The sequence below is a fragment of the Pseudonocardia sp. Cha107L01 genome (assembly GCF_052566575.1).
This window is the reverse complement of sequence record NZ_CP199579.1, coordinates 9,096,365-9,120,752: the sequence shown is the minus strand read 5'-3', so window position 1 is coordinate 9,120,752 and position 24,388 is coordinate 9,096,365. Positions and strand designations below refer to the sequence as shown.

The 24,388-nt window shown below is 66.4% G+C and carries 20 protein-coding genes and 2 pseudogenes; 5 read left to right on the top strand and 17 right to left on the bottom strand.

The annotated features are described in order from the left end of the window. Positions 1-118: 118 nt before the first annotated feature. Entirely contained in the window at positions 119-745 is a 627-nt protein-coding gene (locus ACTXG6_RS42975) for an IS3 family transposase (protein WP_445185044.1), read from the top strand. Here the strand turns inward: ACTXG6_RS42975 and ACTXG6_RS42970 are convergent. Further along, positions 723-2,132 (bottom strand): IS30 family transposase, encoded by a 1,410-nt coding sequence (locus ACTXG6_RS42970; RefSeq protein WP_445185043.1) that lies wholly within the window; start codon positions 2,130-2,132, stop codon positions 723-725. The genes ACTXG6_RS42975 and ACTXG6_RS42970 overlap by 23 nt on opposite strands. Positions 2,133-2,193: 61 nt before the next feature. Between ACTXG6_RS42970 and ACTXG6_RS42965 the strand changes: the two genes are divergently transcribed. Next, a complete protein-coding gene (locus tag ACTXG6_RS42965; RefSeq protein ID WP_445185042.1) occupies positions 2,194-2,469 on the top strand; it encodes an integrase core domain-containing protein in 276 nt (91 codons plus the stop codon). Between the two features lie 314 nt (positions 2,470-2,783). Here ACTXG6_RS42965 and ACTXG6_RS42960 read toward each other — a convergent pair whose 3' ends face one another. The 3 genes and pseudogenes from ACTXG6_RS42960 to ACTXG6_RS42950 form a co-directional block, all read right to left on the bottom strand. After that, on the bottom strand, positions 2,784-4,478 hold the full coding sequence (locus ACTXG6_RS42960) for a transposase domain-containing protein (RefSeq protein WP_445185041.1): 1,695 nt from the start codon (positions 4,476-4,478) through the stop codon (positions 2,784-2,786). 608 nt (positions 4,479-5,086) lie between these two features. Further along, a pseudogene (locus tag ACTXG6_RS42955) lies at positions 5,087-5,526 on the bottom strand (IS5 family transposase); the annotation flags it as partial. A 223-nt stretch (positions 5,527-5,749) separates the two neighbouring features. Continuing rightward, positions 5,750-6,895 (bottom strand): IS701 family transposase, encoded by a 1,146-nt coding sequence (locus ACTXG6_RS42950; RefSeq protein WP_445183585.1) that lies wholly within the window; start codon positions 6,893-6,895, stop codon positions 5,750-5,752. A 326-nt stretch (positions 6,896-7,221) separates the two neighbouring features. On the opposite strand from ACTXG6_RS42950, the gene ACTXG6_RS42945 reads away from it, so the two are divergent. Beyond that, complete coding sequence (locus ACTXG6_RS42945; protein WP_445183996.1) at positions 7,222-8,391, top strand: IS110 family transposase; 1,170 nt, start codon at positions 7,222-7,224, stop codon at positions 8,389-8,391. A 45-nt stretch (positions 8,392-8,436) separates the two neighbouring features. Here ACTXG6_RS42945 and ACTXG6_RS42940 read toward each other — a convergent pair whose 3' ends face one another. The 3 genes from ACTXG6_RS42940 to ACTXG6_RS42930 form a co-directional block, all read right to left on the bottom strand. Continuing rightward, positions 8,437-9,282 (bottom strand): IS3 family transposase, encoded by an 846-nt coding sequence (locus tag ACTXG6_RS42940; protein WP_445185040.1) that lies wholly within the window; start codon positions 9,280-9,282, stop codon positions 8,437-8,439. Positions 9,283-9,329: 47 nt separating this feature from the next. Further along, positions 9,330-9,620: a transposase gene (locus ACTXG6_RS42935; protein ID WP_445185039.1), complete on the bottom strand. Its 291-nt coding sequence runs from the start codon at positions 9,618-9,620 to the stop codon at positions 9,330-9,332. Positions 9,621-9,692: 72 nt separating this feature from the next. Next, complete coding sequence (locus ACTXG6_RS42930; protein WP_445183996.1) at positions 9,693-10,862, bottom strand: IS110 family transposase; 1,170 nt, start codon at positions 10,860-10,862, stop codon at positions 9,693-9,695. A 222-nt stretch (positions 10,863-11,084) separates the two neighbouring features. Between ACTXG6_RS42930 and ACTXG6_RS42925 the strand changes: the two genes are divergently transcribed. Continuing rightward, entirely contained in the window at positions 11,085-12,701 is a 1,617-nt protein-coding gene (locus tag ACTXG6_RS42925) for a transposase domain-containing protein (RefSeq protein WP_445185038.1), read from the top strand. Here the strand turns inward: ACTXG6_RS42925 and ACTXG6_RS42920 are convergent. The 9 genes and pseudogenes from ACTXG6_RS42920 to ACTXG6_RS42880 all read right to left on the bottom strand — a co-directional run bounded on the left by ACTXG6_RS42920 (position 12,698) and on the right by ACTXG6_RS42880 (position 22,606). Further along, positions 12,698-13,582 (bottom strand): IS3 family transposase, encoded by an 885-nt coding sequence (locus tag ACTXG6_RS42920; protein ID WP_445183283.1) that lies wholly within the window; start codon positions 13,580-13,582, stop codon positions 12,698-12,700. The two genes, ACTXG6_RS42925 and ACTXG6_RS42920, sit on opposite strands and share 4 nt — an antisense overlap. Beyond that, on the bottom strand, positions 13,579-13,866 hold the full coding sequence (locus ACTXG6_RS42915) for a transposase (RefSeq protein ID WP_445183284.1): 288 nt from the start codon (positions 13,864-13,866) through the stop codon (positions 13,579-13,581). Before ACTXG6_RS42915 ends, ACTXG6_RS42920 begins: the two co-directional genes overlap by 4 nt. A 361-nt stretch (positions 13,867-14,227) precedes the next feature. Further along, entirely contained in the window at positions 14,228-15,523 is a 1,296-nt protein-coding gene (locus ACTXG6_RS42910; protein ID WP_445185037.1) for an IS256 family transposase, read from the bottom strand. 140 nt (positions 15,524-15,663) lie between these two features. After that, positions 15,664-15,786: pseudogene (locus ACTXG6_RS42905) on the bottom strand (integrase core domain-containing protein); the annotation flags it as partial. Between the two features lie 21 nt (positions 15,787-15,807). Next, complete coding sequence (locus ACTXG6_RS42900; protein ID WP_445185036.1) at positions 15,808-16,620, bottom strand: transposase; 813 nt, start codon at positions 16,618-16,620, stop codon at positions 15,808-15,810. A 633-nt stretch (positions 16,621-17,253) separates the two neighbouring features. After that, positions 17,254-18,516 (bottom strand): glycosyltransferase family 87 protein, encoded by a 1,263-nt coding sequence (locus ACTXG6_RS42895; RefSeq protein WP_445185035.1) that lies wholly within the window; start codon positions 18,514-18,516, stop codon positions 17,254-17,256. A 171-nt stretch (positions 18,517-18,687) separates the two neighbouring features. Then, a complete protein-coding gene (locus ACTXG6_RS42890; protein WP_445185034.1) occupies positions 18,688-20,115 on the bottom strand; it encodes an exopolysaccharide biosynthesis polyprenyl glycosylphosphotransferase in 1,428 nt (475 codons plus the stop codon). Positions 20,116-20,428: 313 nt separating this feature from the next. Then, a complete protein-coding gene (locus ACTXG6_RS42885) occupies positions 20,429-21,304 on the bottom strand; it encodes a class I SAM-dependent methyltransferase (RefSeq protein ID WP_445185033.1) in 876 nt (291 codons plus the stop codon). Between the two features lie 249 nt (positions 21,305-21,553). After that, a complete protein-coding gene (locus ACTXG6_RS42880) occupies positions 21,554-22,606 on the bottom strand; it encodes an endonuclease/exonuclease/phosphatase family protein (protein WP_445185032.1) in 1,053 nt (350 codons plus the stop codon). A gap of 465 nt (positions 22,607-23,071) precedes the next feature. On the opposite strand from ACTXG6_RS42880, the gene ACTXG6_RS42875 reads away from it, so the two are divergent. Further along, positions 23,072-24,139: a nucleotidyltransferase family protein gene (locus ACTXG6_RS42875; RefSeq protein ID WP_445185031.1), complete on the top strand. Its 1,068-nt coding sequence runs from the start codon at positions 23,072-23,074 to the stop codon at positions 24,137-24,139. A gap of 101 nt (positions 24,140-24,240) precedes the next feature. Here the strand turns inward: ACTXG6_RS42875 and ACTXG6_RS42870 are convergent, their stop codons facing one another. After that, positions 24,241-24,372: a lasso RiPP family leader peptide-containing protein gene (locus ACTXG6_RS42870; protein WP_445185030.1), complete on the bottom strand. Its 132-nt coding sequence runs from the start codon at positions 24,370-24,372 to the stop codon at positions 24,241-24,243. Positions 24,373-24,388: the final 16 nt, after the last annotated feature.

The window sequence follows — 24,388 nt, the reverse complement described above, 5'->3', positions numbered from 1 at the left end:
ACCGCGGCCAGTCTCAAGCCGGGTCAGACCCACGGTCGCGGCGGTACCTGATCATCCTCACAGTGCTCAAGCGCTCGGTGGCCCTCTGGGTCAAGGACGCGACGGGTCGGCGGTAGTCGTGGCCGGGTTCATCGCGGCCCAGAGGGCCGAACACGGGGTTCCGCACGCGGTGGCGTGCCGGGCGTTGGGGGTGTCGCAGGCCTGGTTCTACAAGTGGCGCCACGGCGACGCCTCGCCCCGGCGAGCGCGGCGGCGGGCGCAGGCCGTGCTGGTAGCGGCGTTGTTCGCCCAACACCGGGGCACCTACGGCGCACCGAGGATCACCGCGGATCTACGCGAGTCGGGCTGGCGGGTCTCCCAGAACACCGTCGCGGAGCTCATGGCCGAGCAAGGGTTGCGGGCCAGGGCGAAACATCACCGGCGGGGCACCACCCGCCCGGGCAAGGGCCGCTGGCGCGCCCCGGACCTGGTCAAACGGGACTTCACCGCACGGCGGATCAACCAGCGCTGGTTCGGTGACGGCACCGAGATCGACACCGCCGAAGGCAAACTGCAACTGGCCAGCGTGCTGGACGTGTGCTCGCGGCGCATCGTCGGGTTCGCCTTGAGCGAGCACCACGATGCCGAGCTGGCCTACGGGTCGTTGGCGATGGCGGTCGCGGTGCGCGGCGGGCAAGTGGCCGAGGTGGTATTGCACACCGACCAGGGCAGCGAAGGCGGATTCAAGCGGTGGTCGCAACACTGACGTAATGCGATGAATATAACATATCGTTAAGTGTTTCGGCGGGTGTTCTCCAATCGAGGGTCTTCCGCGGTCGGGTGTTGAGCGTATAGGCGACTGCGGCAAGTTCCCGCGGGTTGTGTCGAGATAGATCGGTACCCTTAGGGAAGTATTGGCGGAGTAGGCCGTTAGTGTTCTCGTTCGTTCCGCGTTGCCACGGACTGTGCGGATCGCAGAAGAAGACCGAGAGCCCAGTTTGGGCGGAAAGTTCGGCATGCTGCGCCATCTCGGTTCCGCGATCCCATGTCAGGGTTCGCCGTAACTTCTCGGGGAGAAAGGTGATTGCCTCGGCGATGGCGTTCTTGACCGCCTCGGCGCCATGGCCGGCGAGCGCCAGACCGTTCTTTACCCGTTGTTGGGTGCCGTATTCTTCCATTCGCGGAAGCTGCAGTAAGAGTGTGTAGCGTGTGGTCCGTTCGACGAGTGTGGCGATCGCTGAGCGATTCAGCCCGATGATGAGATCGCCTTCCCAGTGCCCGGGTACGGCGCGGTCGATGACCTCGGTAGGGCGGCGGCCGATGGTGACATCCGGAGTGATGAAGCCGCGTTGGTTGCGGAGCGCTCGGCGGGTGCGCGCACGCGGGACACGCAGCGCACGACCGGTCCGCAGGCACGCGACGTACTCTCTGGACAGTGCTCCCCGGCCCTCGATGTAAAGCGCCTGGTAGATCGCCTCGTGGGAGATCCGCATCATCGGATCATCCGGAAAGTCCCGCCGTAGCCGGGCCGCGATCTGCTCCGGGCTCCAGGCCTGTGCCCAGCGCCGGTCAGCCCGCCGCGCGCGGTTACGGCCGGTGAAAGGCACGTCCGGTCCGGCCACCACGACACCGTGTTCGGTGACCAGTCGGCCGGCCAGACGGTCTTGCACATATCGGCGTAGTCCCGGGTTACCGACCATTTTTGCTTGCGTCGGGCGAGCGGCACGCTGGTCACGATGCCATTGCGCCACCGTCGCCCGATACGTCAACACGCCGCCGCGGGTGCTGGCGTTGCGTCGCAGTTCCCGCGACACAGTTGATGGCGAACGACCCAGACGACGAGAAATCTCTCGAACCCCCAATTTCTCGGCGCGCCAGAGCGCGATCTGCTCACGCTCACCGAACGACAAATATCGGCCCGAGTCCACATGAAAGACTGATCGAGGTATCACTCCGCCACGTTCGCGGAACCATCGACTGCCGAGGACCGGCGACACGCCGGCTTCGAGCCCGGCATCCGTACTTTTTGCCCCACGCGCGATCGCCGTCCAGAACAACCTCCGGTGATCTCTACGACCTACCGGCGGACGACCCGGCGACCGCATAGCAGGCCTGCCCGTCGCTACCGCACCCCAACCTGGCTCTCGTCCCATAACCCACCTCCGCATCGAGGTGTTGCGACGACCGGTTGAGCCTAAGGAATACACCGCCGGGATGTTCCGCGCGGCCTGTATACGACTGGGCATCCGCCAATCAATGGGCCGGCCGGGATCGGCGCTGGACAACGCGGTCATCGAGTCGTGGCACTCCACCCTGGAGTTCGAGCTGCGCTCGTGCGAAGAATTCCCGACCAAGGCAGCCGCTCGGCGGCGGGTCGCGGCCTGGATCGATGAGTACAACCGCACCCGACGGCACTCCTCCGTCGGGATGATCTCCCCGATCGACTACGAGCTGGCCCAACCCGACGACCCTGACACCGAGGTGGCCTGAGCGAGATGCTCACCCACAAGCACAACCACAACCACAACGGAGGCGGCTGCGCCGCCGCTGAATCCCATTACGCGCCGCGCAGGGTACGGGGGCCGCACCTCCAGCCTCAAGGGTCGCTGACGCGATCGCTGCCGCGACCAATGCCGCGGAGTTAGCGATCTGACGATCGTGTCCAGGAGGCGGTGGGTGCGGTGTGTCGTCTTCGGGGGTGTTGGGAGTGTGGACGGCGCTCGTCGCGGCGCAAGGTCGTTCGTCCTCGCTGCGCTGCGGGCGCTGCACCTGGCGTCGCTCCTCGTCGCAGTCCTGAGCGGCCACTACCCCGGGAGAGCCGGCGGGGAGCTGGCTAGCGAGGTGATTAGGGGGTGGGGTCTCGAGGCGTAGGTGCCGGCGCCGGTGCGGCGGATGAAGCCCAGGCGTGCCCATTCAGCGAGCTGGGTCAGCATGTTGTGCTTGTTGACCTGCAGTTTCTCGGCGAGTTCGAAGCCGCGCCAGTCACGGCAGGGCTCGCTGAGCAGGATCGCGGTGACCAGCTGCCGTCGTGTCGGCGCGGGCGGAGTAGTCGGCTTGCTCGCCGCCCGGGGTGGGCGGTGTCGGAAGGGGTGTTGCGGCGAGGGTGTGGGCTGTGGTGGTGGGGTGTGCACGGCGATCTCCATGGCGACGATGTCGGTCGAGAGCGTGGGGCGACCGTCGTTGCGGGCGTGGTAGCGCGAGGTGGTGCATTTGACGTTGCGGTTGCTGTAGCGCGCCCGTCGCGCCGGCAGGAGGGTGGCCAGCACCGCTTGACCGATCACCCCGAGCCGGTCAGCGACGCCGCTGGTGGGGTCCGGGTCGATGCCCCCTGCGGTGATGAGCTGGTCGCGGGCGGCTTGCAGGGCGCTGGTGAAGCTGGCCCGGTCCGGGTCGAGGCCGGGGCGGGTCTCGATCGCCTCGACCATGGCGGTGCGCAGCAGTTGGTAGAGCGTCAGCAGCGCCCAGACCTCTTGCTCGACTCCGGCCCGGTCCTGCGAGCGCAGGACGTGTCCGGCGAGCATGGTGTGGCGCAGCGCGAGGTAGGCGGTCTCGATCTCCCAGCGTTCGTGGTAGAGCTGGATGAGTGCTTCGGCGGGGAACTGGCGATCGTCGAGCAGAGTGGTGATAAGCCGGTAGTGGTCGTGCAGGGCGTTGCCGTCGCGCCGCGCACCGTCAGCTCGGCCTCGATGATCCGCACGGGAAGCCCTCCCAGCTGGGACAGGTAGGAGCCATCGCGCAGCGGGCGCAGGACCGCGGGTTTGCGGCTGGTGCCGCCTCGGATCAGCAGCTTGGCCCCGGTCCGGTTGACCTCGGTGAGGAACTCGGTGGAGTCGAACGCCCGGTCGGCCAGCAGCAGTATGCCCGGACGCAGCAGATGCCAGGAGCCGGCGGGCCAGGTGGGATTCATCGCGGTCACCGGGCGTGCCGATCGCCCCGCCGAGCAGGCCTCGGGTGCCGGTCTCGACCAGGCACATCAACCGCAGCGTGGGGTAGCCGGCGAAGGCCAACCGGTACCAGATCCGGCCGATCCAGCGACGGTTGCGGTCGGTGTCGGGGATCTTCAACGAGTTGATGCCATCGAAGGCGACCGTGCGCATCCCCGCGAAGCACACGCCCGGGGTCCGGGGCTGCGCCAGCGGGCCGGCGACCACCTCGAACAACGCCTTGAACGGGGCCGGGCCAAGCCGACGGCGCAGCTCACGCAGCGCCTTCTCCGACACTGCGGGCACCACCAGACCGCCACCAGCTAGGGCGACCAAGCCGGCGCACAGCTTGGCCCAGACCCGGGCGTAGCCGATCCGGGGGAACAACGCGAGCGCGAGCACGAAGTACACCCCGGTCCGCGACGGCAGCGAGCGCAGCCGCTGCTGCATCGTGCGGGTCTGTGCCAGCACGTCGTCGACCAGCTCGAAAGGCAGGTAGCGGGTCAGCTCGCCGAGATGCCCCGGGGCGAACACCCCAGCGGCGATGGTGACTGTCCTGGTCAGGGTCGTGGTCATGACAGACTGCGCAGGCAACGGGACCTCTGGTGTGTAGGGAAGATCGTGATGGGTCCGACCGACCTACCAGAGGTCCCGTCGCCTTAAACGATCACCAGGCGCAACACGCCGTAACCAACCGCCTGCTGGACGTAACCGTCCGATCCCTAACTCCGTGGCATTGCTGCCGCGACGGCCTACGGCCGCCCTTGACCTCGGAGCCTCGACGGCCCCCAACCGGCGCACAGCGCGGGCAGGCCAGCGCCTGCCCGACTGGCACGCGACGCGAACGACACAACCCAACTACAAGATCACACCAACTGAAGTCTCTACGGTTTCAGGGGATTGCCAAAGACCAGCGCCCCAAGAGGCGGGACGAGGCGATCGCGGTGATGGCCTCGGGAGGACTCAACCTCAAGCTCGCCTGCCGGGTTGTCGCCGTGGCTCACTGCGGGCACCGTGAGCACGACCCCCGCGGTATCAACGGGGAAGGCCCGCAGCTCAGGCTGAAGGACAACCAGCTCATCCTCACGCTGTCGGCGCACACGAACCCCCCAACCCCCCGAACGATCATCCTCACGGGGAATGGCGCCCACCGGCCCGGATGTCCTCATCCAGAACGACGCTCAACACGGGAGATGAATCTTGCTGGTCAGTCCGCCGCGGGAGCGTCCGAGGTGCTCGCCGTCGACGGCGAGGTTGTTGGACCCACTCGGTCGTGCACCCCCCTTTTTTCCGGGCCCCGGCGGAGTGCTGGTGGGCCCGCACGGAGGTGGAGTCGACGCTGAAAGTCCATTCCACGTTCCCGACGGCGTCGTCCTTGACGATGACCTAATCAAGGATCCGTTCCCAGGTGACCGTCTGCGGCCCACTTCCGCTCGTGGGCGGTCTTCCAGGGCCCGTATCGCTCGGGCAGGTCTCGCCATGGGGCGCAGGTCCGTAGCTTCCACAAGATCGCGGTGATCACCTGCCGGTGGTCACGCCACTGCCCACCCCGACCACCCACCGGCAACAACGGCCCGATCCGAGCCCACGCCACATCGGTCAGCTCACCACGTCCCACCACCAGCGCATGATCAACGAACGTTGGTCAAACGATTCGCAGGACACGCCCTAATACTGCAACGGCAGTTAGGTGAGTGCGTAGCCTCGTTTTCGGTAGTGGCTGACGCGGGCTTGGTATTGGCGTTGTCGCCGCCAGTGGGACCAGTGCCAGATGTGGTCGACGGCGTGTGCGTGTTGGAGCGCGAGGTGGACGAGCAGGCGGCGGATTTCCGGTAGCGTGAAGCTGATCATGTGTTGTTCGCTGGTGTTGGTTCCCCCTTTGTGAGCTGGCTTTTCACCGCGACCAGCCAGGCCAGGGCGAGCATGGACAAGGTGATGTGGGCATACCACGCTCGCCAGCTGCGCACTTGGTAGTGATCAAGTCCGGCCTCGTTCTTGGCCTGTTGGAAGCATTCTTCGATCCGCCAGCGTGACCCGGCGGTCCAGGCCAGATCGACCAAGGTTGATCGGCGGGGCCCGAAACAGACGTAGTAGGCGATCTCACCGGGCGCCTGGCCGGGCTCAGTGATCTTGCGGCGGGCCAGCAGCCAGTGCCCGCGCCCGGGCGCCCAACTGATGCGGATCGGGACCCGTGCCCAATCATAGTCGCGGGGCCCGTGCGCGCCGGCGCCGACCGACAGTCGCCGCCACGCCCGCGCCGGCAGGGCGGCGATCAACTCGTCCGCGCGGCGCTGCGCAGCGTCGGTGGTGATCAGGGTGTCGTTGCACTTGGTGGCCAGCACGTAGGGCGCATCATGCTGTTCTAGCCACACCCGCAGGTACTTGACCTGGCCATAGGCTTCGTCGGCGGTGACCCATGAGAACGCCACGCCGGCGTCGATGGCACGCCCCAGCATCGCCATCGCGTGGCGGGGTTTGGTGGCGAACTCCACCTCGTCGGGTATGCCCGCGCCCTGGCAGCGTGCCCGATCGGCGGTCCACGACTCAGGCACATACAACTCGCGGTCAATCAACGCATGCCCTCGAGGCGAGGCATAGGCCAAGAAGGTGCCGATCTGACAGTTCTCCACCCGCCCCGCGGTCCCGGAATACTGCCGCTGGACCCCGGCCGACCGCGTGCCCTTCTTGAGGAACCCGGTGTCATCCAGGATCAACACCCCACCCGGATCCCCGAGGCACTCGACCACGTACTCACGCACATCATCACGGACCCCATCGATGTCCCAGTCGGCCCACCGCAGCAGCCGCTGCATCCCATCCGGAGACGCCTCACCAGCGCGTTCGGCCAGCGTCCACCCGTTTTTACGCTCCAAACCGGCAACGAGCCCGGCCACATACTCCCGCATCCGAGCCCTCGGCTCGGCCCGCGCGAACCGGCCCGCTACCCGCGCATGCAACCGATCCAACTCCACCGCCGCAACATCAACCACCACACCAGCAATGATCTACCACATGTCAAGCAACTGCCGTTGCAGTACTAACGGGGCTGCGCGCCAGCCCGACAAGGCATTGAGCTTCCCGACTTGTATGTAGTCACCGGTTGGTTGGCGGGATGATCACTGGCCATAGCCTTCCGGAGGTGCCGGGTCGGGATCGCTCGTGAGCTTCCTGCCGCCCTTGAGGGGCTGGCTCCCCGGGGGTTTGTGGCCTGACCCGGCACCGGCCGCGGTCTGGCTCAACAGAGGTATGGGTTTCACAGGCTGAAAGTCGGAGTGCCGGCCGCGGCTTCCTTGTCGGTGATGGAGAGGAACGCGGTCTGATGGTCGTGATCGGAGTCGACCCGCACAAGTCCAGCCACACGGCGACAGCCCTGGATGCGGGCACCCATAAGACGCTGGAGACAGTGCGCGTCGAGGCGACGCTGGCGGAGTATCGGCGTTTGTTGAGCTGGGCGAAGCGGTTCACAGAACGCCGGTGGGCGGTGGAGAATGCCCGTGGGCTGGGCCGCCATCTTGCGCAGTGGCTGGTGGCGCGGGGCGAGACCGTGGCGGACGTACCGGCCACGGCAACCGCTCGGGTTCGGGAGCTGTCTCGGGGTGGCCGCCGCAAGAACGACACCCTCGACGCCGCGGCGGCGGCCTGTGTCGCCGCCCTGCACGGCGACGCGGCCCCGGTCGTGGCCGAGGACGCATCGACGGTGCTGGCAATGCTCGACGAGCGTCGCACCAACCTGACCCAGCAGCGCACCCGCACGGTCAACCAGCTGCATGCGGTGCTGCGTGAACTACTGCCCGGCGGGGCGTCCACCGACCTATCCGCGGATCAGGCGGCCGCGGCGCTCAGCCGGATCAGACCGGCATCGCGCGTGGAGCACGCTCGGAAAGACCTGGCCCGTGACCTGGTGGCCGACATCCGAGCTCTCGACGCCCGCCTCAAAGCCAACAAACAACACATGCAAACGTCGGTCGCGGAGTCCGAAACCAGCCTGACCGCGATCATCGGCGTCGGCCCCGTCGTGGCGACACGGCTGCTCGGCCGCACCGCACGCGCATCGCGGTTCCCCACCGCCAGTACCTTCGCCGCATATACAGGCGTCGCGCCGATCGAGATCGCCAGCGGCGACAAGGCACGGCATCGGTTGTCACGCCAAGGCGACCGCAAGCTCAACAACGCGCTCCACACGATCGCCCTGACCCAGGTGCGCATGCCCGGCACCCGCGGACGTCTCTACTACGACCGCAAGATCGCCGAAGGCAAGACCCACAACGAGGCCATGCGCGCCCTGAAACGGCGCCTGGCCGACCACGTCTGGCATGTCATGCTCGCCGACGAACGCCGACAAACACAAGCGGCAGGCCCGGGAGGACACCCGGGGGCGACTCTGACATCCAGCGCGGCTGACTCGACCCCTACCGCCAGCTCTTCGGAAAAGTCACTTCCCGGACCCACCGAGGACGACCTTACCCACCCCGACGAATCCGGAAGTTGACAAACACAGAGGAACCCCCGAGGCACGGACACCTCCGGTGTGGGGTCAGCGTTCCTGGTCTGACCGGGTGCGGAGGGTCTCGAAGGTGATCGGGCTGTGCATTCCGATGCTGGAATGGCGCCTGTTGGGATTGTACCAGCACTCTATCCATTCGAATACCGCGTTGGCAAGCTCGTCGCGTGTCTGCCACTGTTTCGAGTCGAGTAGTTCCAGTTGCATCGTTCCCCAGAACGATTCCATCATCGCATTATCGTAACAATCGCCGATCGTGCCCATTGAGGCGAGCAGTCCGGCCTCGCGGAGCCGTTTCCCGAAGGCCCATGAGGTGAATTGAGAGCCGTGGTCGGAGTGCAGCACAGTCCGACCATCGGCGCGTTCTTTCTTGGGTCGTCGGCGGATGATGGCCATGCCGAGCGCGTCGGTGACGAGTTCGGTGCGCATGTGGTCGGCGATGGACCAGCCGACGATCACTCTGGAGTAGGCGTCGAGTACCGCGGCGCAGTAGATTTTCCCTTCTTCGGTGTGGTGTTCGGTAATGTCGGTTACCCATAGGCAGTTCGGTTCGTCGGCGATGAACTGGCGGTTGACTAGGTCGGTGCTGGCCTGGGCGTCGGGGTCGCGGACGGTGCAGCCGTGGCGTCGTCGCCGGTAGAGGCCCTGGATGCCGGCCTCGCGCATCAGTCGGGCGACCCGCTTGAGGTTCACCGGCAGTCCGAGACCGATCGGCAACTCGGCGTGCACGCGCGGTGATCCGTAGGTTCCGCGGGACTCGTGGTGAATCTGGCGGATCTGTTTGAGCAGCAACTCGTTCTCCTGGACACGAGGCGAATCGAGACGACCGAGCCAGTCGTAGTAGCCGCATCTCGACACATTGAGCACCCTGCAGGTCACCGCGACATCAATGTTGTCGTCGGCGAGTTCACGGACCAGCGGGAATACTACTTTGGGAGAACATTCTCCCGGGCAAAGTACGCGGCCGCACGCTTGAGGATCTCAACCTCGACTTCCAGACGGCGCTTATCCCGGCGAAGCTCGGCGAGCTCCTTCTTCTCGGCGCTCGTCAGCTGTGTCGCGCTACCTGATTCGTCGATCTCGGCTTGGGTCACCCAGTTCCGCAGGCACGACTCGGAAATACGCAGATCCTTCGCCAACTCAGCGAATGACTTGGACCGCTCACGGGCCAACTCGATGGCACGACGACGGAACTCGGGAGGGTGAGAAGGCGGCACGACAACATCCTTCCTGGTGGCCGTAGCCACCTCAGGTCGGGTGTCCGTACTCAGGGGGTTCCTCTGTGTTTGTCAACTTCCGGATTCGTCGGGGTGGGTAAGGTCGTCCTCGGTGGGTCCGGGAAGTGACTTTTCCGAAGAGCTGGCGGTAGGGGTCGAGTCAGCCGCGCTGGATGTCAGAGTCGCCCCCGGGTGTCCTCCCGGGCCTGCCGCTTGTGTTTGTCGGCGTTCGTCGGCGAGCATGACATGCCAGACGTGGTCGGCCAGGCGCCGTTTCAGGGCGCGCATGGCCTCGTTGTGGGTCTTGCCTTCGGCGATCTTGCGGTCGTAGTAGAGACGTCCGCGGGTGCCGGGCATGCGCACCTGGGTCAGGGCGATCGTGTGGAGCGCGTTGTTGAGCTTGCGGTCGCCTTGGCGTGACAACCGATGCCGTGCCTTGTCGCCGCTGGCGATCTCGATCGGCGCGACGCCTGTATATGCGGCGAAGGTACTGGCGGTGGGGAACCGCGATGCGCGTGCGGTGCGGCCGAGCAGCCGTGTCGCCACGACGGGGCCGACGCCGATGATCGCGGTCAGGCTGGTTTCGGACTCCGCGACCGACGTTTGCATGTGTTGTTTGTTGGCTTTGAGGCGGGCGTCGAGAGCTCGGATGTCGGCCACCAGGTCACGGGCCAGGTCTTTCCGAGCGTGCTCCACGCGCGATGCCGGTCTGATCCGGCTGAGCGCCGCGGCCGCCTGATCCGCGGATAGGTCGGTGGACGCCCCGCCGGGCAGTAGTTCACGCAGCACCGCATGCAGCTGGTTGACCGTGCGGGTGCGCTGCTGGGTCAGGTTGGTGCGACGCTCGTCGAGCATTGCCAGCACCGTCGATGCGTCCTCGGCCACGACCGGGGCCGCGTCGCCGTGCAGGGCGGCGACACAGGCCGCCGCCGCGGCGTCGAGGGTGTCGTTCTTGCGGCGGCCACCCCGAGACAGCTCCCGAACCCGAGCGGTTGCCGTGGCCGGTACGTCCGCCACGGTCTCGCCCCGCGCCACCAGCCACTGCGCAAGATGGCGGCCCAGCCCACGGGCATTCTCCACCGCCCACCGGCGTTCTGTGAACCGCTTCGCCCAGCTCAACAAACGCCGATACTCCGCCAGCGTCGCCTCGACGCGCACTGTCTCCAGCGTCTTATGGGTGCCCGCATCCAGGGCTGTCGCCGTGTGGCTGGACTTGTGCGGGTCGACTCCGATCACGACCATCAGACCGCGTTCCTCTCCATCACCGACAAGGAAGCCGCGGCCGGCACTCCGACTTTCAGCCTGTGAAACCCATACCTCTGTTGAGCCAGACCGCGGCCGGTGCCGGGTCAGGCCACAAACCCCCGGGGAGCCAGCCCCTCAAGGGCGGCAGGAAGCTCACGAGCGATCCCGACCCGGCACCTCCGGAAGGCTATGGCCAGTGATCATCCCGCCAACCAACCGGTGACTACATACAAGTCGGAAGCTCAGCAGCGGCTGCGCTCGCTGCCGTCGCGGACCGGGGTGTACTTCGTGCTCGCGCTCGCGTTGTTCCCCCGGATCGGCTACGCCCGGGTCTGGGCCAAGCTGTGCGCCGGCTTGGTCGCCCTAGCTGGTGGCGGTCTGGTGGTGCCCGCAGTGTCGGAGAAGGCGCTGCGTGAGCTGCGCCGTCGGCTTGGCCCGGCCCCGTTCAAGGCGTTGTTCGAGGTGGTCGCCGGCCCGCTGGCGCAGCCCCGGACCCCGGGCGTGTGCTTCGCGGGGATGCGCACGGTCGCCTTCGATGGCATCAACTCGTTGAAGATCCCCGACACCGACCGCAACCGTCGCTGGATCGGCCGGATCTGGTACCGGTTGGCCTTCGCCGGCTACCCCACGCTGCGGTTGATGTGCCTGGTCGAGACCGGCACCCGAGGCCTGCTCGGCGGGGCGATCGGCACGCCCGGTGACCGCGATGAATCCCACCTGGCCCGCCGGCTCCTGGCATCTGCTGCGTCCGGGCATACTGCTGCTGGCCGACCGGGCGTTCGACTCCACCGAGTTCCTCACCGAGGTCAACCGGACCGGGGCCAAGCTGCTGATCCGAGGCGGCACCAGCCGCAAACCCGCGGTCCTGCGCCCGCTGCGCGATGGCTCCTACCTGTCCCAGCTGGGAGGGCTTCCCGTGCGGATCATCGAGGCCGAGCTGACGGTGCGCGGCGCGACGGCAACGCCCTGCACGACCACTACCGGCTTATCACCACTCTGCTCGACGATCGCCAGTTCCCCGCCGAAGCACTCATCCAGCTCTACCACGAACGCTGGGAGATCGAGACCGCCTACCTCGCGCTGCGCCACACCATGCTCGCCGGACACGTCCTGCGCTCGCAGGACCGGGCCGGAGTCGAGCAAGAGGTCTGGGCGCTGCTGACGCTCTACCAACTGCTGCGCACCGCCATGGTCGAGGCGATCGAGACCCGCCCCGGCCTCGACCCGGACCGGGCCAGCTTCACCAGCGCCCTGCAAGCCGCCCGCGACCAGCTCATCACCGCAGGGGGCATCGACCCGGACCCCACCAGCGGCGTCGCTGACCGGCTCGGGGTGATCGGTCAAGCGGTGCTGGCCACCCTCCTGCCGGCGCGACGGGCGCGCTACAGCAACCGCAACGTCAAATGCACCACCTCGCGCTACCACGCCCGCAACGACGGTCGCCCCACGCTCTCGACCGACATCGTCGCCATGGAGATCGCCGTGCACACCCCACCACCACAGCCCACACCCTCGCCGCAACACCCCTTCCGACACCGCCCACCCCGGGCGGCGAGCAAGCCGACTACTCCGCCCGCGCCGACACGACGGCAGCTGGTCACCGCGATCCTGCTCAGCGAGCCCTGCCGTGACTGGCGCGGCTTCGAACTCGCCGAGAAACTGCAGGTCAACAAGCACAACATGCTGACCCAGCTCGCTGAATGGGCACGCCTGGGCTTCATCCGCCGCACCGGCGCCGGCACCTACGCCTCGAGACCCCACCCCCTAATCACCTCGCTAGCCAGCTCCCCGCCGGCTCTCCCTGGACTGTTCCCGATTTCATTGACACTGGTTTAGGCTGCCAGTTCGGTAAGTTTTCTGAACCCTAGCTCGTATTCGATGGGTGTCAAGTAGGCGAGTGTGGAGTGTCGCCTGCGGCGGTTGTAGTAGCTTTCGATCCAGAGGAATGTCTGTTGTTGTACTTCGGTCGCACCGCTCCATGGCCGGGTGTGGATGAGTTCTTTCTTGTAGGTTGCGAAGAATGATTCGGCGACCGCGTTGTCGAAACAAGTAGCGCGCCGACCCATTGAGCGCTGTACGCCGTTCTCGGTGCAGAAGTTAGCGAATTCTCGGGACGTATATTGACAGCCTCGGTCGCTGTGGAATATGACCCCGGCCAGGGGTTTACGGGTGACCAGTGCCGCGGCGAGGGCCTCGACGATGAGGCTGGTGCGCAGGTGATCGGCGACGGCGTAGCCCACCACTTTGCGGGAGTGCAGGTCGATCACAGTCGCGGTGTAGACCCAGCCGTCGACTGTCTGGACGTAGGTAATGTCGCCACACCAGCGGGTGTCGGGTGCGTCGGCAGTGAAGTCCTGGCCGATCAGGTCTGGGGCGTCGATAGGGCGTAGACCTGCGACGGTGGTCTTCTTCCAGGCTCGGGGGTGGCGTCCTTGCAGGCCGGCGGCACGCATCAGGCGCCAGACCCGCTTGGGAGCGGTCCGCACGCCGCGCACGACCAGCTCAGCCCAGACCCGGCGCACCCCGGGGTGGCCGTGCAGGTCTTGGTGGATCTCGCGGATGGTCTCGGTGAGCTCGGCGTCGGTGCGTTCGCGCTGGCACGGCCCTGAGGTCAGCCATCGGTAGTAGCCCTGCCGGATCACTCCGAGCTGGTCGCACATGAACGTAACCGAAAACTGCTCATCGGTTGCCCAGTCCGCGATCGCCGCGTATTTCACGGCTGTTCCTTCGCGAACCAGGTGGCAACTTTTTTTGCGAAGTCCCGCTCCATCTTCACAATGGCGATCTCTTTACGTAGCCGTATCAGTTCGGCACGTTCAGACTCGGACAAGTCCTTGTCAGGAGTGCGACCGGACTCTCTTGCTGACTTCACCCATTTACCCAACGTCATCTCGTGGACGCCGATACTTTTCGCTACCTCAGCGATAGTGCGGCCGGAATTGAGCACGAGGCTAACGGCCTGGTCCTTGTACTCCTGGGTGAAGTGTCGGCGTGTCGCCACGCGAGTACCTCCGCTGCGATCAGCGGCAGTCTACGACCGGCTGTCTACAAGATCGGGAACGGTCCACCCGGGGTAGTGGCCGCTCAGGACTGCGACGAGGAGCGACGCCAGGTGCAGCGCCCGCAGCGCAGCGAGGACGAACGACCTTGCGCCGCGACGAGCGCCGTCCACACTCCCAACACCCCCGAAGACGACACACCGCACCCACCGCCTCCTGGACACGATCGTCAGATCGCTAACTCCGCGGCATTGGTCGCGGCAGCGATCGCGTCAGCGACCCTTGAGGCTGGAGGTGCGGCCCCCGTACCCTGCGCGGCGCGCGAAGGGTCTGTAACAAGATCGGTGTTTTCGGCTGTTCTGGTTAGTACTTCTCGGCGCTCGGCCAGCGGTCACCGAACGTGTTCGCAAACGCGTTCAGGGCAGGTTTCCACCGCATCGTCCACCGCGTCTGGCCCTTACCGGTCGGGTCCAGCGACCGGGTGACCAGGTAGAGACACTTGAGCGCGGCTTGCTCTGTGGGGAAGTGACCTCGTGCCCGCACAGCCTTACGATACCGCGCATTCAACGACTCGATGGCGTTAGTAGAGCACAACACGGTCCTAATTTCTGGATCGTAGTCCAGGAACGGCGTGAATTCCTCCCACGCGTTGCGCCACAGTCGGATCATCGCGGAATACTGGCCACCCCACGTCTCCTCCAACTCATCCAACGCGACCGCAGCGGCCGCTGCGGTCGCCGCCATGTAAATCGGCTTCAGATCCTTCTTCAGCGCGTCCCAATCACGCTTCGACGCAATCCGGAACGAATTCCTAATCAAGTGGATCACGCATGTCTGCACTCGAGCCAGCGGCCACACATCGGCCACCACGTCCGGCAGCCCCTTCAACCCATCGCAAACCACGAAGAACACATCCTTCATGCCACGATTTTTCAGGTCCTGCAACACTTGCAGCCAAAACTTCGCCCCCTCACCGCCCGGACCAGCCCAGATACCGAGCACGTCCTTGCGACCCTCCAGCGTCACCCCGATCGCCGCGTAGAACACTCGGTTCGAGACCTGGCCGTCCCGCACCTTCACAACCACGGCATCAATAAACACGGCCGCGTAGCATTCATCGAGCGGACGCGACTGCCATTCCTGCATCTCCGCGACCACACTGTCAGTGATCCGAGAAACCGTCTCCCTCGACACCGAAGCACCATAAATCTCGGCGAAATGCGCGGAAATCTCGCCCGTCGTCAAACCTTTCGCGTACAACGACAACACGATCTCATCAACACTGCCGAGTCGCCGCTGCCGCTTTTTCACGATCACCGGCTCAAACGTGCCCTCACGATCCCGTGGCACCGCCACCTCGACCGGACCGACCGCATCCGAGATCACCGTTTTGGTGCGGCTGCCGTTGCGCACGTTCGTGCCCTCACGACCCGGCTGATCACCGTGTTTCGAGTGGCCGAGGTGCTCAGTGATCTCCGCGGTCAATGCGGTCTCCAGGACCGTCTTAGTCAGCTGCTTGAGCAGCCCGTCCGGGCCGGTCAACGCCAGCCCCTGTTCCTGCGCTTGCGCCACCATCGCCGCAACCAGCTGCTCCTGAGCACTCGCCGGCTTGCTGGCCTTCGTCTTCGACGTCCGCGTTGTCACAGCGTCAACTGTCATCACACTCCGTGCCCATCCCGCCGGACCTCAGCCCGGCGCGTCAGGCCGAAAACACCGAAGATCGAACAGTCCCCGCGCGAAGAGATCAGCGGCGGCGTAGCCGCCTCGGTTGTGGTTGTGCTTGTGGGTGAGCATCTCGCTCACGCCACATCGGTGTCAGGGTCGTCGGGTTGGGCCAGCTCGTAGTCGATCGGAGAGATCATCCCGATGGAGGAATGCCGGCGAGCGCGGTTGTACTCATCGACCCAGGCCGCGACCCGCCGCCGAGCGCGCGGGGGACGCTCCTATGACGCGTCAAGGGTTGGTGAGGGGCAATTTTCGAGCTGGCGGTAGAGCTGTCGGCTGATGTATCGGGCGAGGCATCGTCGGATCTCGCGGTCGGTTCTTCCTTGGGTTCGTCGGCGTTCTGCGTAGGCGCGGGTGTCGGGGTCCAGTCGTAGTCGGGTGATTACAACGGTGTAGATGGCCCGGTTGAGTTGGCGGTCGCCGGAGCGGTTGAGCCGGTAACGCACGGTCTTGCCCGATGAGGCGGGGATCGGGGCGGTACCGGCGAGCATGGCAAACGCGGCGTCGTCGCGGCAGCGTCCGGCATGTGACCAAGCGGCAAGCAGGGTGGCGGCGACGATCGGTCCGACACCGGTCAGGGTGAGCAGGTCCGGCCGCCAAGACACGACGATCCCTCGGATCGCTTTCTCGTGCTCGGTGGCCTCGTCCTCGAGGAACCGGACCCGTCGAGCGATCGCCTTGAGTGCGCTCATGGCCGTGAAGACGTGCACGTCGACGGCGTAGTGCGCGGGCCGCAGCCGCAACGCGGCCGCGAGCATGGCGCGGGTTGATAGGCCACGAAACCGAGTCCGTACTTGTTCTGGCGCGGTGACGACCAGTGCGTGCAGCTGACGCTGCCCGTCGGCGGAAGCCCGGACCGCGGCTTGCCGTGCGGCGAGTAGCACCTGCAACGCGGCGCGCTCAGACCCGCTGCGGGGCTGGGCGAGACGGGTACGTGCCAAGGCGTCACGAGCAGCTCGTACCGCGTCGATCGGGTCGGACTTCGCCCCGGCCTTCCGCGCTGGACGAGCGGGCCGGTCAAGCTCGATCACCAACTCCGAGCGGTCAGCGAGATGTACCGCAAGCCCCGCGCCGTAGCCACCCGGAGCCCTCCAACGCCCATGTCCGCAGCTCACCGTGGGCATCGGCGAGCTGAACCAACTCGGCGTAGCCCTGCGGGTCCGCGGACACGGTGGCCTGCGCTAGCACAGCGCCAGTAGCCGTGGCGAGGATCGCGGCGGTGTGAGTGTGTTTGTGGGTGTCGACGCCGATGACGACATCGACAAGCTCTGCAAGCATGGGCACCTGTTCTCCTCCATCCGTGGCGGACGCTGGTCCGGTCCGGTTCGGGAGACACGGCAGGACTGTGACGGGACACGCCAAGCCCGGTTCTGGCTGGCGGTCAAGCTCCTGATCAGGCCAACTGCTCCCCGCCGGGCCGGCGTCGAGAACGGCGGATGGACAAGTCCCACCAAAGGCACCAGGGCCAGTCAGAATTCGGGTCACACCCGCCGTCTCGCCGCCAGCCCATCACGGCCGCTGTGGACCGGCCCCAGCAGTCTCACAGTCAGTTTTCACGTGCCGTCGACAGTCCGCGAGGAAACAGGCGGCGCGGCGGAGATATCCAGCGGCGGTATGAGCCGCGACAACCTCTGCGGCAACGCCAACGCGACCCTGAGTAGCGATCACGATCGCCGACTGGCTCCGGGAGTTATCGGTGTAAGACCGTGCCGAGGATCGCCGGCCACGGCCAGCCGGCCAAGACCGAGGCAGAGCGCAAGGATCCCGCCCACCAGCAATGCCCGCTCGATCGCCACGCCTGTCCCTTGTCCCAGTGCAGCGTCGACTTTTAGCGATGCGGTGAACTGGCTAAGTATCAGCACTATCAGGCCGGGCGCGCAGGCCAACCGGATTGCAGGACCCGACTTGACGACCTGTGCCACCGCCATCGCCGTTGGGACCACCAGCCAACAGGCGTCGTAGTAGCCGTGCGAAAGGGACATCAAACCGATGGCGAGGGCCAGGGTAGTACCGACGTACTCAATAGCCAGCCTGTCACCGAGTTGTTGCGCGCCGTACACGAGTACCAGGGTGAACGCAGTGACAAACGCGAATGTCAGGGTGCTGATCGACCATCCGACAGATAGGCCCAGGGCCTCCAGATCGATCCGGTAGAGCGCCGCCGCCGCACCTCCGGTGAAGGGAGAGGCGCGCGTGACCTCCGCGTTCCTGAGGTAGGTGCCGAGCCACTCGGGTATGCCAGCTGGTCCGTGGGCCAGAATCAGTACCGCCGGCGCCGACAGCGCTGCGGCCACCCCGAGACCGGCGACGATCGCGGATGTCCGTCTCTGCGCGAGCAGCACAACGAGCACCGGGAGCCCGATCTGCGGCTTCAGACAGGCCACTCCCACGAGCAGAGCGGTGCTCAATCTCGATCTGACGCCGACGATCGCCGGCACCGCGAGGAGCGCGTAGAACGTGGATGGCTGTCCCGGGCTCACGGCCGCAAGGAGCGGTCTGGTCAACCAGAGTGTGATGACGCCGGCCGCCGCCGCTGTGACAAGTGCGCTGGTGCTCGGATGGTCGCGAAGCTGACGCAGGACCCGCACGCCGCCCCAGGCGCCGACCGCGCACACCACCAGCCCGCTGAGCACCAGGTAAACCACGACCGCAACACCCCAGGGCAGTGTGCCGATCGGTGACCACAACGTGAGGTGACCTGGCGTGTACGGGTCGAACTCTTGGGCGTGAGGATGATTCTCGAGATATTTGACTGTGTCATAGGGATTGCTGCCAGCCAGGAAAGACCGAGCAGGAAACCACACGGCATCTCGAAAATCGAGCAAGGTTCTCCCCGAGAACGGCGGCGGTGTCGTCTCGAGAACTCGATCTGTCCCAATGTGCGCGAGGTATCTGGAGGCGAGCGGCAACGCGACGATCCACGCCACTGAGGGAAGGAGAAACGTGGTCCACCTCGATCTGAGCGTCGCCAGCCTCACGAGGTCACGCCGCTTGCTCGGAAGAATGACAATGCCACCTACGTCGTCCGACATGGACTACCGACGCGGAGGGGGCGAGGGAATAACGGCACGCAATTCTGCGTCATAGAGTTCGCTCCATCAATGGTCGCCTCGTCGGAGAAGTGCACGGATTGTTTGTAGGATGATCTTGAGATCCAGCCAGAGGGACCAGTTGGCGATGTAGTAGTTGTCGTAACGTGCCCGCTCAGCGATGGACGTGTCGCCCCGGAGGCCATTCACTTGGGCAAGCCCGGTCAGTCCGACCGGCACCCGATGGCGGGCCGAGTACCGCTCGTACTCGGCCGAGAACTGGCGGACGAAGGTGGGTCGCTCGGGTCGCGGGCCGACCAGACTCATTGTGCCGCGCACGATGTTCCATAGCTGCGGAAGCTCGTCGATCGACGTCCGCCTTATCAACCTGCCAACCGGGCCGACCCGTGCGTCGCCGGCGATGCTCCACGTGGTCGCCTGTTCTTCGGGACTTCTGGGCGTCAGGCTTCGGAATTTGTACAAACGAAAAGGTCGTCCCTGGAACCCAACCCGTTCCTGGACGAACAGGACGGGTCGCCCGCTCTCGATCACGATGGCCAGGGCCACTGCGGCGAGCGCAGGTGCAAGGATCAGCAGCCCTGCCAGGGCGAGCAAGATATCGAGGAGTCGCTTGACAATCCACGCGGAACGCTGGGTCGGGTCGTTCGCCAACCGTAGAAGGGGATACATCCGGAGCCGCTCGACGTCCGGGCCGTCCCGGTACAGCTCGAACATCCTGGGCACCACCAGCACTGTGCACCCCAGTTGGTGCGCGGTGATCGCGGCGTCCACCGTCGCGGTCTCGGACAACCCGCCGAAAGCCAAGACGACAGTGCCGATTCGGTGAGCGACGATGGCCGTGGCAAGGTCCGACCCTAATACGGGCGCTGGCAGTGTGTCGACTTCAGCCAGGACTCGCGGGTCGACGAAACCGACCGGGCGTAGGCCGAATTCTGGATGCGTACACATCGTCGAGAACAGGTCGACACCAATCCCGCCCGCTCCGAAGACGAGCGTCCGGTCACCGCGATCGAATTTGCGACGCGCCGATCGAGCAAGCACGAACACGCACGACCGCAGTACTTCGGCGACGAGTAGGTAGATCAAGAGCGATAGGACACTTTTCCGTTCGAGCGGGGCGCCGGAATGGAAGACAACCGCCAGGATCACGGCCAGGCCGAACGCCAGCAACATCGAACCGAGGACCTGGGGGATGTCGTCGAAGTAGGACAGACGGAGCCGCGGCCGATGGATGCGGACGCTGGCCCGACAGATCATGACCAGTACGGCGAGTGTGGCCGCGTACTTGAAGGGAAGCCCTGAGGCGAAGATTGTGACCAGGGCAACCAGGTCGACCGCCACGAGCATCACTCGCAAACCGCTGTAGCGCTCGTCAAGGCGTCTGACGAGAGCAAGTGCACGGCGGTCCGGCTGGCCCAGATCGTTGTTGTCGAGTGCCGCCTCAGGCGGTTCGCCCCGAGGCCTGCGGAGCAGCACCTCGGGCTCCCGAGGTCGTGACGAGACGGGAGCAGAGATCGAGTCGTGCGGTAGAAGTGACACCGAGCATCCCTTCGGAACTTGCCGGCTGACGAATCCTGTGGCCATCCGTCCGTCGACACCGCTGTCAGGCCGGTGGATGCCCTATCGTCGCGCCGGAGCGACGCCCCGAGCATCGTCAGAACTCGCTAAAGGTCGAGATCGCGCGGGCGTCGGCGACTAACCAAGGAGAGAGCGCCGCCCCGCCACCCGAAGCGAGTAGCCGACGAGTGCCCTCAATCACCGACCCGAGAGGTCCCATTCCATTCACGGTTCATCGAACGAGGACACAAGTCACCAGGTCGCCGAGCCGATAGGGGATCGGTATGTCGCCAGCCCGGGAACGCGCTAGGACGTCCGTCACGGGCTGCACGAACGGGTATCGGTCCCCGATCATCGAAGCCCCCCATCGGACGCTGATCCACTTCATCGAAGCCCGCCAGGTGCGCAGACGTAGCCCGGCTCGCCGCGCCATCTGGGCTGCGGCTCGGTGGTGGAACATCCAGATGACAGACGGAGGTGAGACCTGCTGCCACCCCGGCCCCATCAACCGCGCGATAAGGCTGCCCCGGTCCCAGGTCTCGAGGACCACGTAACCCCCCGGCCGCAGCAGGAGGGCCGCCGTCCGCAGGGCCTCGGCAGGATCGGGCAGGTGTTCGAGCGACTGGAAGAACGTGACCGCTGCGCACGCCCCGGTCAGAGCATCGAGATAGTCCTCGAGCTTCGGACGAACATCGAATCCGCGCGCTCGGGCTATCTCGGCGACACCCTGGGAGATCTCGACCCCCTGAGGGGTCCATCCGTCGTCGCGCAGTGCCACCAGCGTCTCCCCGGTAGCCGTCCCGACGTCGACGACCGGGCCGCGGTCGAGCCCCAGACGGGCCATGCGGGACACGCGGCCACGAGCGTTACGAGCGTGATTGGTCTTGTCGGCTACATAGTCGGCGTACCCGCCTACCGCTCCACCACCTCGGAAATAACTGTCGCCGAAAATCTTGCTCAGCACGCCGGCATCCGGTATGGGGTCGATCCTGCCGGTTCGGCAGCGCCGGCACGCCACGTAGCGGTACGCGCCGTGGCGAAGCGCGGGATCCCACTCAGCCGCACCACATGCCATGCACAGAATAGTGGCATCAGCGTCGGTGCTCATTCGCCGAATTCACCCCGTATGCAGGTCGGTGGAAACTGCATCGTCGCGGCCGAGCGCCGCCCAGAGCATCGTCAGAACTCGCTAAAGTCGAAGATCGAGTGGGCTGCGCGGATTCTGGCCAAGCTCGCTCGGACGGTTGCCGTCTCTGACGGTCGCGGGTTCGGCACTCACCTGCCGCCGGGCTGGACCGAGTCCACGCCTGAGTGGCCGACGCTACCGCTGGCGGGCTACCCCGGGGCCGCCAGGTCGCTACTCCCGGCCTCGCTGGACGCGCGACTGTCGGACCGGCGGCCCGCCGGTGTGCGCTGAGCCGGGTGGCAGCACGACGCGGGCCAGTAGCGCGCGAAGGTCGCTGCCGGGCAGGTCCAGGACGCGAGCCCCCGCCGGGTGCACCCCGCCACTGGTGAATACGTGGTCGATCTGCACGCCGAACCAGCGTGGCCAGGCCGCCGGCCAGGTGGATTTCAGGCCCTGTCCCCGGTCGGCGGCCACGTCAAATGCCCCGGCGACCGCCGCGCGCGGTGACGCGTGGTCGAGGGTGGCGTTGACATCGCCGACCACGATGTGTGGGCCGCGTCCCTTGGTGAGCCAGGTGCTCAGCAGGCCGAGTTCCGGGGCCCACTCGGGCATCCAGCCGCGGATCGGGCCAGCGGTGTGCACGGCGATCACGCTGACCGTGCCGAGCGTGCCGCCGCTCACCCGCAACCAGCAGAGTCGTGTGCCCAGCGCGAGCGGGGTGGCCGTCAGGGCACCGAGGCCGGGCGCGGCGAGCATCAGGATCCCGAGCCCGTCAGGCTCGCCCGGAGATGTGGTCACCCAGCCGCTGTACCCGAGATCGCCCACCAGCGGGTCGAGCCGATCGCGGAAGCGTTGCCCGGCCTCCGGCAGAACCACAAGGTCGGGCCGGTGTTCGCGTACCGCGGCCACGTCGGCCCGTCCGTGAAGGACGTTGAATGACAGGATGCTCAGCTGGGCGCCGAGTGGCGGTGGCGGCCCGGCCACCGCCCGGGGGACCACAGCGCCCAGCGCCACTGCCGCCATCCAGCCTACCGCGAGCGCCGCTGGCCACCACCTCCGCCGGATCAGCCCGATCAGCGCGGCGAGGGCGAGCTGGCCGGTGGCGGTCATCGGCCGCATGGCGACCGCCTGTGCGAAGGGTGATGCCGTGCCAAGGCCGAACAGCTCCGGGGCCAGCCACAACAGTGACATCCCGGCGAACGGGATCCCGACCAGCAGGATCTGTACTGGCCGATGGCCGGTCCGGCGGTCAGCGGACCGGCCACCCCGGAAGTTGGGAATCATCACCCCTCGAGCCTAGGTGGGACCCGAGAGAGTCACCCTGACGCCGGTTGGTCGCCTAGATCGTCAATACTGTCGAGTCGAGTGCCGCCCCGCCTGTCCATACTGACCCCGACTACGCCGTCGCTGTCAGCTGTGTCGGGAGGGCCGATCGGTGTCCAAGCGCTGGGTACGCCATGTCCGGCGCGTCGACGAGCCGGTGAATCCGCACGGATCACGCCGGCCATCGGCCAGCAGATGATCACCGGCGTCGACTCGTGGGTGTTGGAGACCGGATGGTGGGTGCGCAGACCGGCACACAGTCCTGCACCGACGATGTGTGATGGGGGCTGAGCCTTGTTGACCGGCGAACAACGGATCCAGGCGGTCGCAGCCGCATTCGGCGGGCGGCACGGGTGGTCGCGCGGTCGCAGACTCTGTCCAGAGAGTGAGTACGCGGCTGGGCTGCTCGCGGTCGGCGGCTACCGGTTGCCGGGCGCCTGGCGCAGGTTCCCACGCGAGCCGCTCGCTCGACCGGCCTGGGTCGAGCTCCTGGCCGGTGCCGAGCATCACCGGCTTACGGGGCTCCTCCTGCGGGCTGTGACCGAGGGTGCGCAGCCGACAACGCCCGAGCAGGCGCGGCAGATCAGGGCCGTGCATCGGATCAAGCAGCTGCGGGTCATGGACCTGGAACGAGAACTGTTCGCGATTGTGGAGCTGCTCGCCAACCGTGGCATCGATTCCCGAGTGCTCAAAGGGACCGCCGTCGCCCACCTCGACTATCCCGATCCGGCGCTTCGCTCGTTCATCGACCTGGACGTTCTGGTCCGCGCACGAGACGTCGATCGTGCGGTCGCGGCGATGTCGGCGGCCGGTTTTGCTCGCATGGTTGCCGAGCCGCGCCCGGGTTTCGATCGGCGCTTCGAGAAGTCCGTGCCGTTGGTGGCCCCTTCGAGATTCGAACTTGACCTCCACCGCAACCTGATCCAGGGGCCGTGGGGCCTAGGGGTGGACCTGGGCGCCCTGTGGGACGAGGGCGCGGAGTTCCGCGTCGCCGGGCGCGCGCTGCATGCGCTGTCCGGTGCGAATCGTTTCATGCACGCCTGCTACCACGCCTCGCTCGGGGATTGGCCACTGCGGCTGGGCACGCTCCGAGACGTTGCCGAGATGCTGGTGCACCTCGGTTCGGAGGGAGCGGCGGTTCGCCGGCTCGCCGCGTCCTGGGGGGCCGAAGCGGTGGTGGCGGCCGCCGTGGTCGACGCCGAACGGCTGCTCGGGTTCGCTCCCGGCGGTGAGTTGTCCGAATGGGCGGTGAATTACGTGCCGAGTGGCAAGGAAGTCTCCCGGCTCGGGCTGCACACACACGCCGGCAAGACTTTTGCGGCCCAGGCGGTGGCGACGCTGATGGCACTGCCCCGGTTGCGGGACAAGGCGGCGTACGCCCGCGCGCTCGCTCTGCCGGACACTCGGTATACGGCGGGGCGGCACTCCTCGGTGCTGGCTCGATTCGCGTTCGCGGCGGGGGAGGTGCGCCGAGGACGGGGCGTACCGATGTAACCGTGCGTCGGTCGGCCGGGTGCGAGGCGCCCGCAGACACCGACGAAGGCCGCTGGGGTCCCTTCCGGGACCCCAGCGGTATAAGTGGGGGCAGTTGACGACTACGAGAACGAATGGCCCCCGCTGCCGCCACCTTCTCCGTCGAGATTAAGTACCAAAATGGAGAGACCCTGCGTCAGCTCGTGGAGTGATCCGAGATCCTCCACTTCGGGAGAAACATATTCCTTCTTCATCTTTCACCTCCTCTCG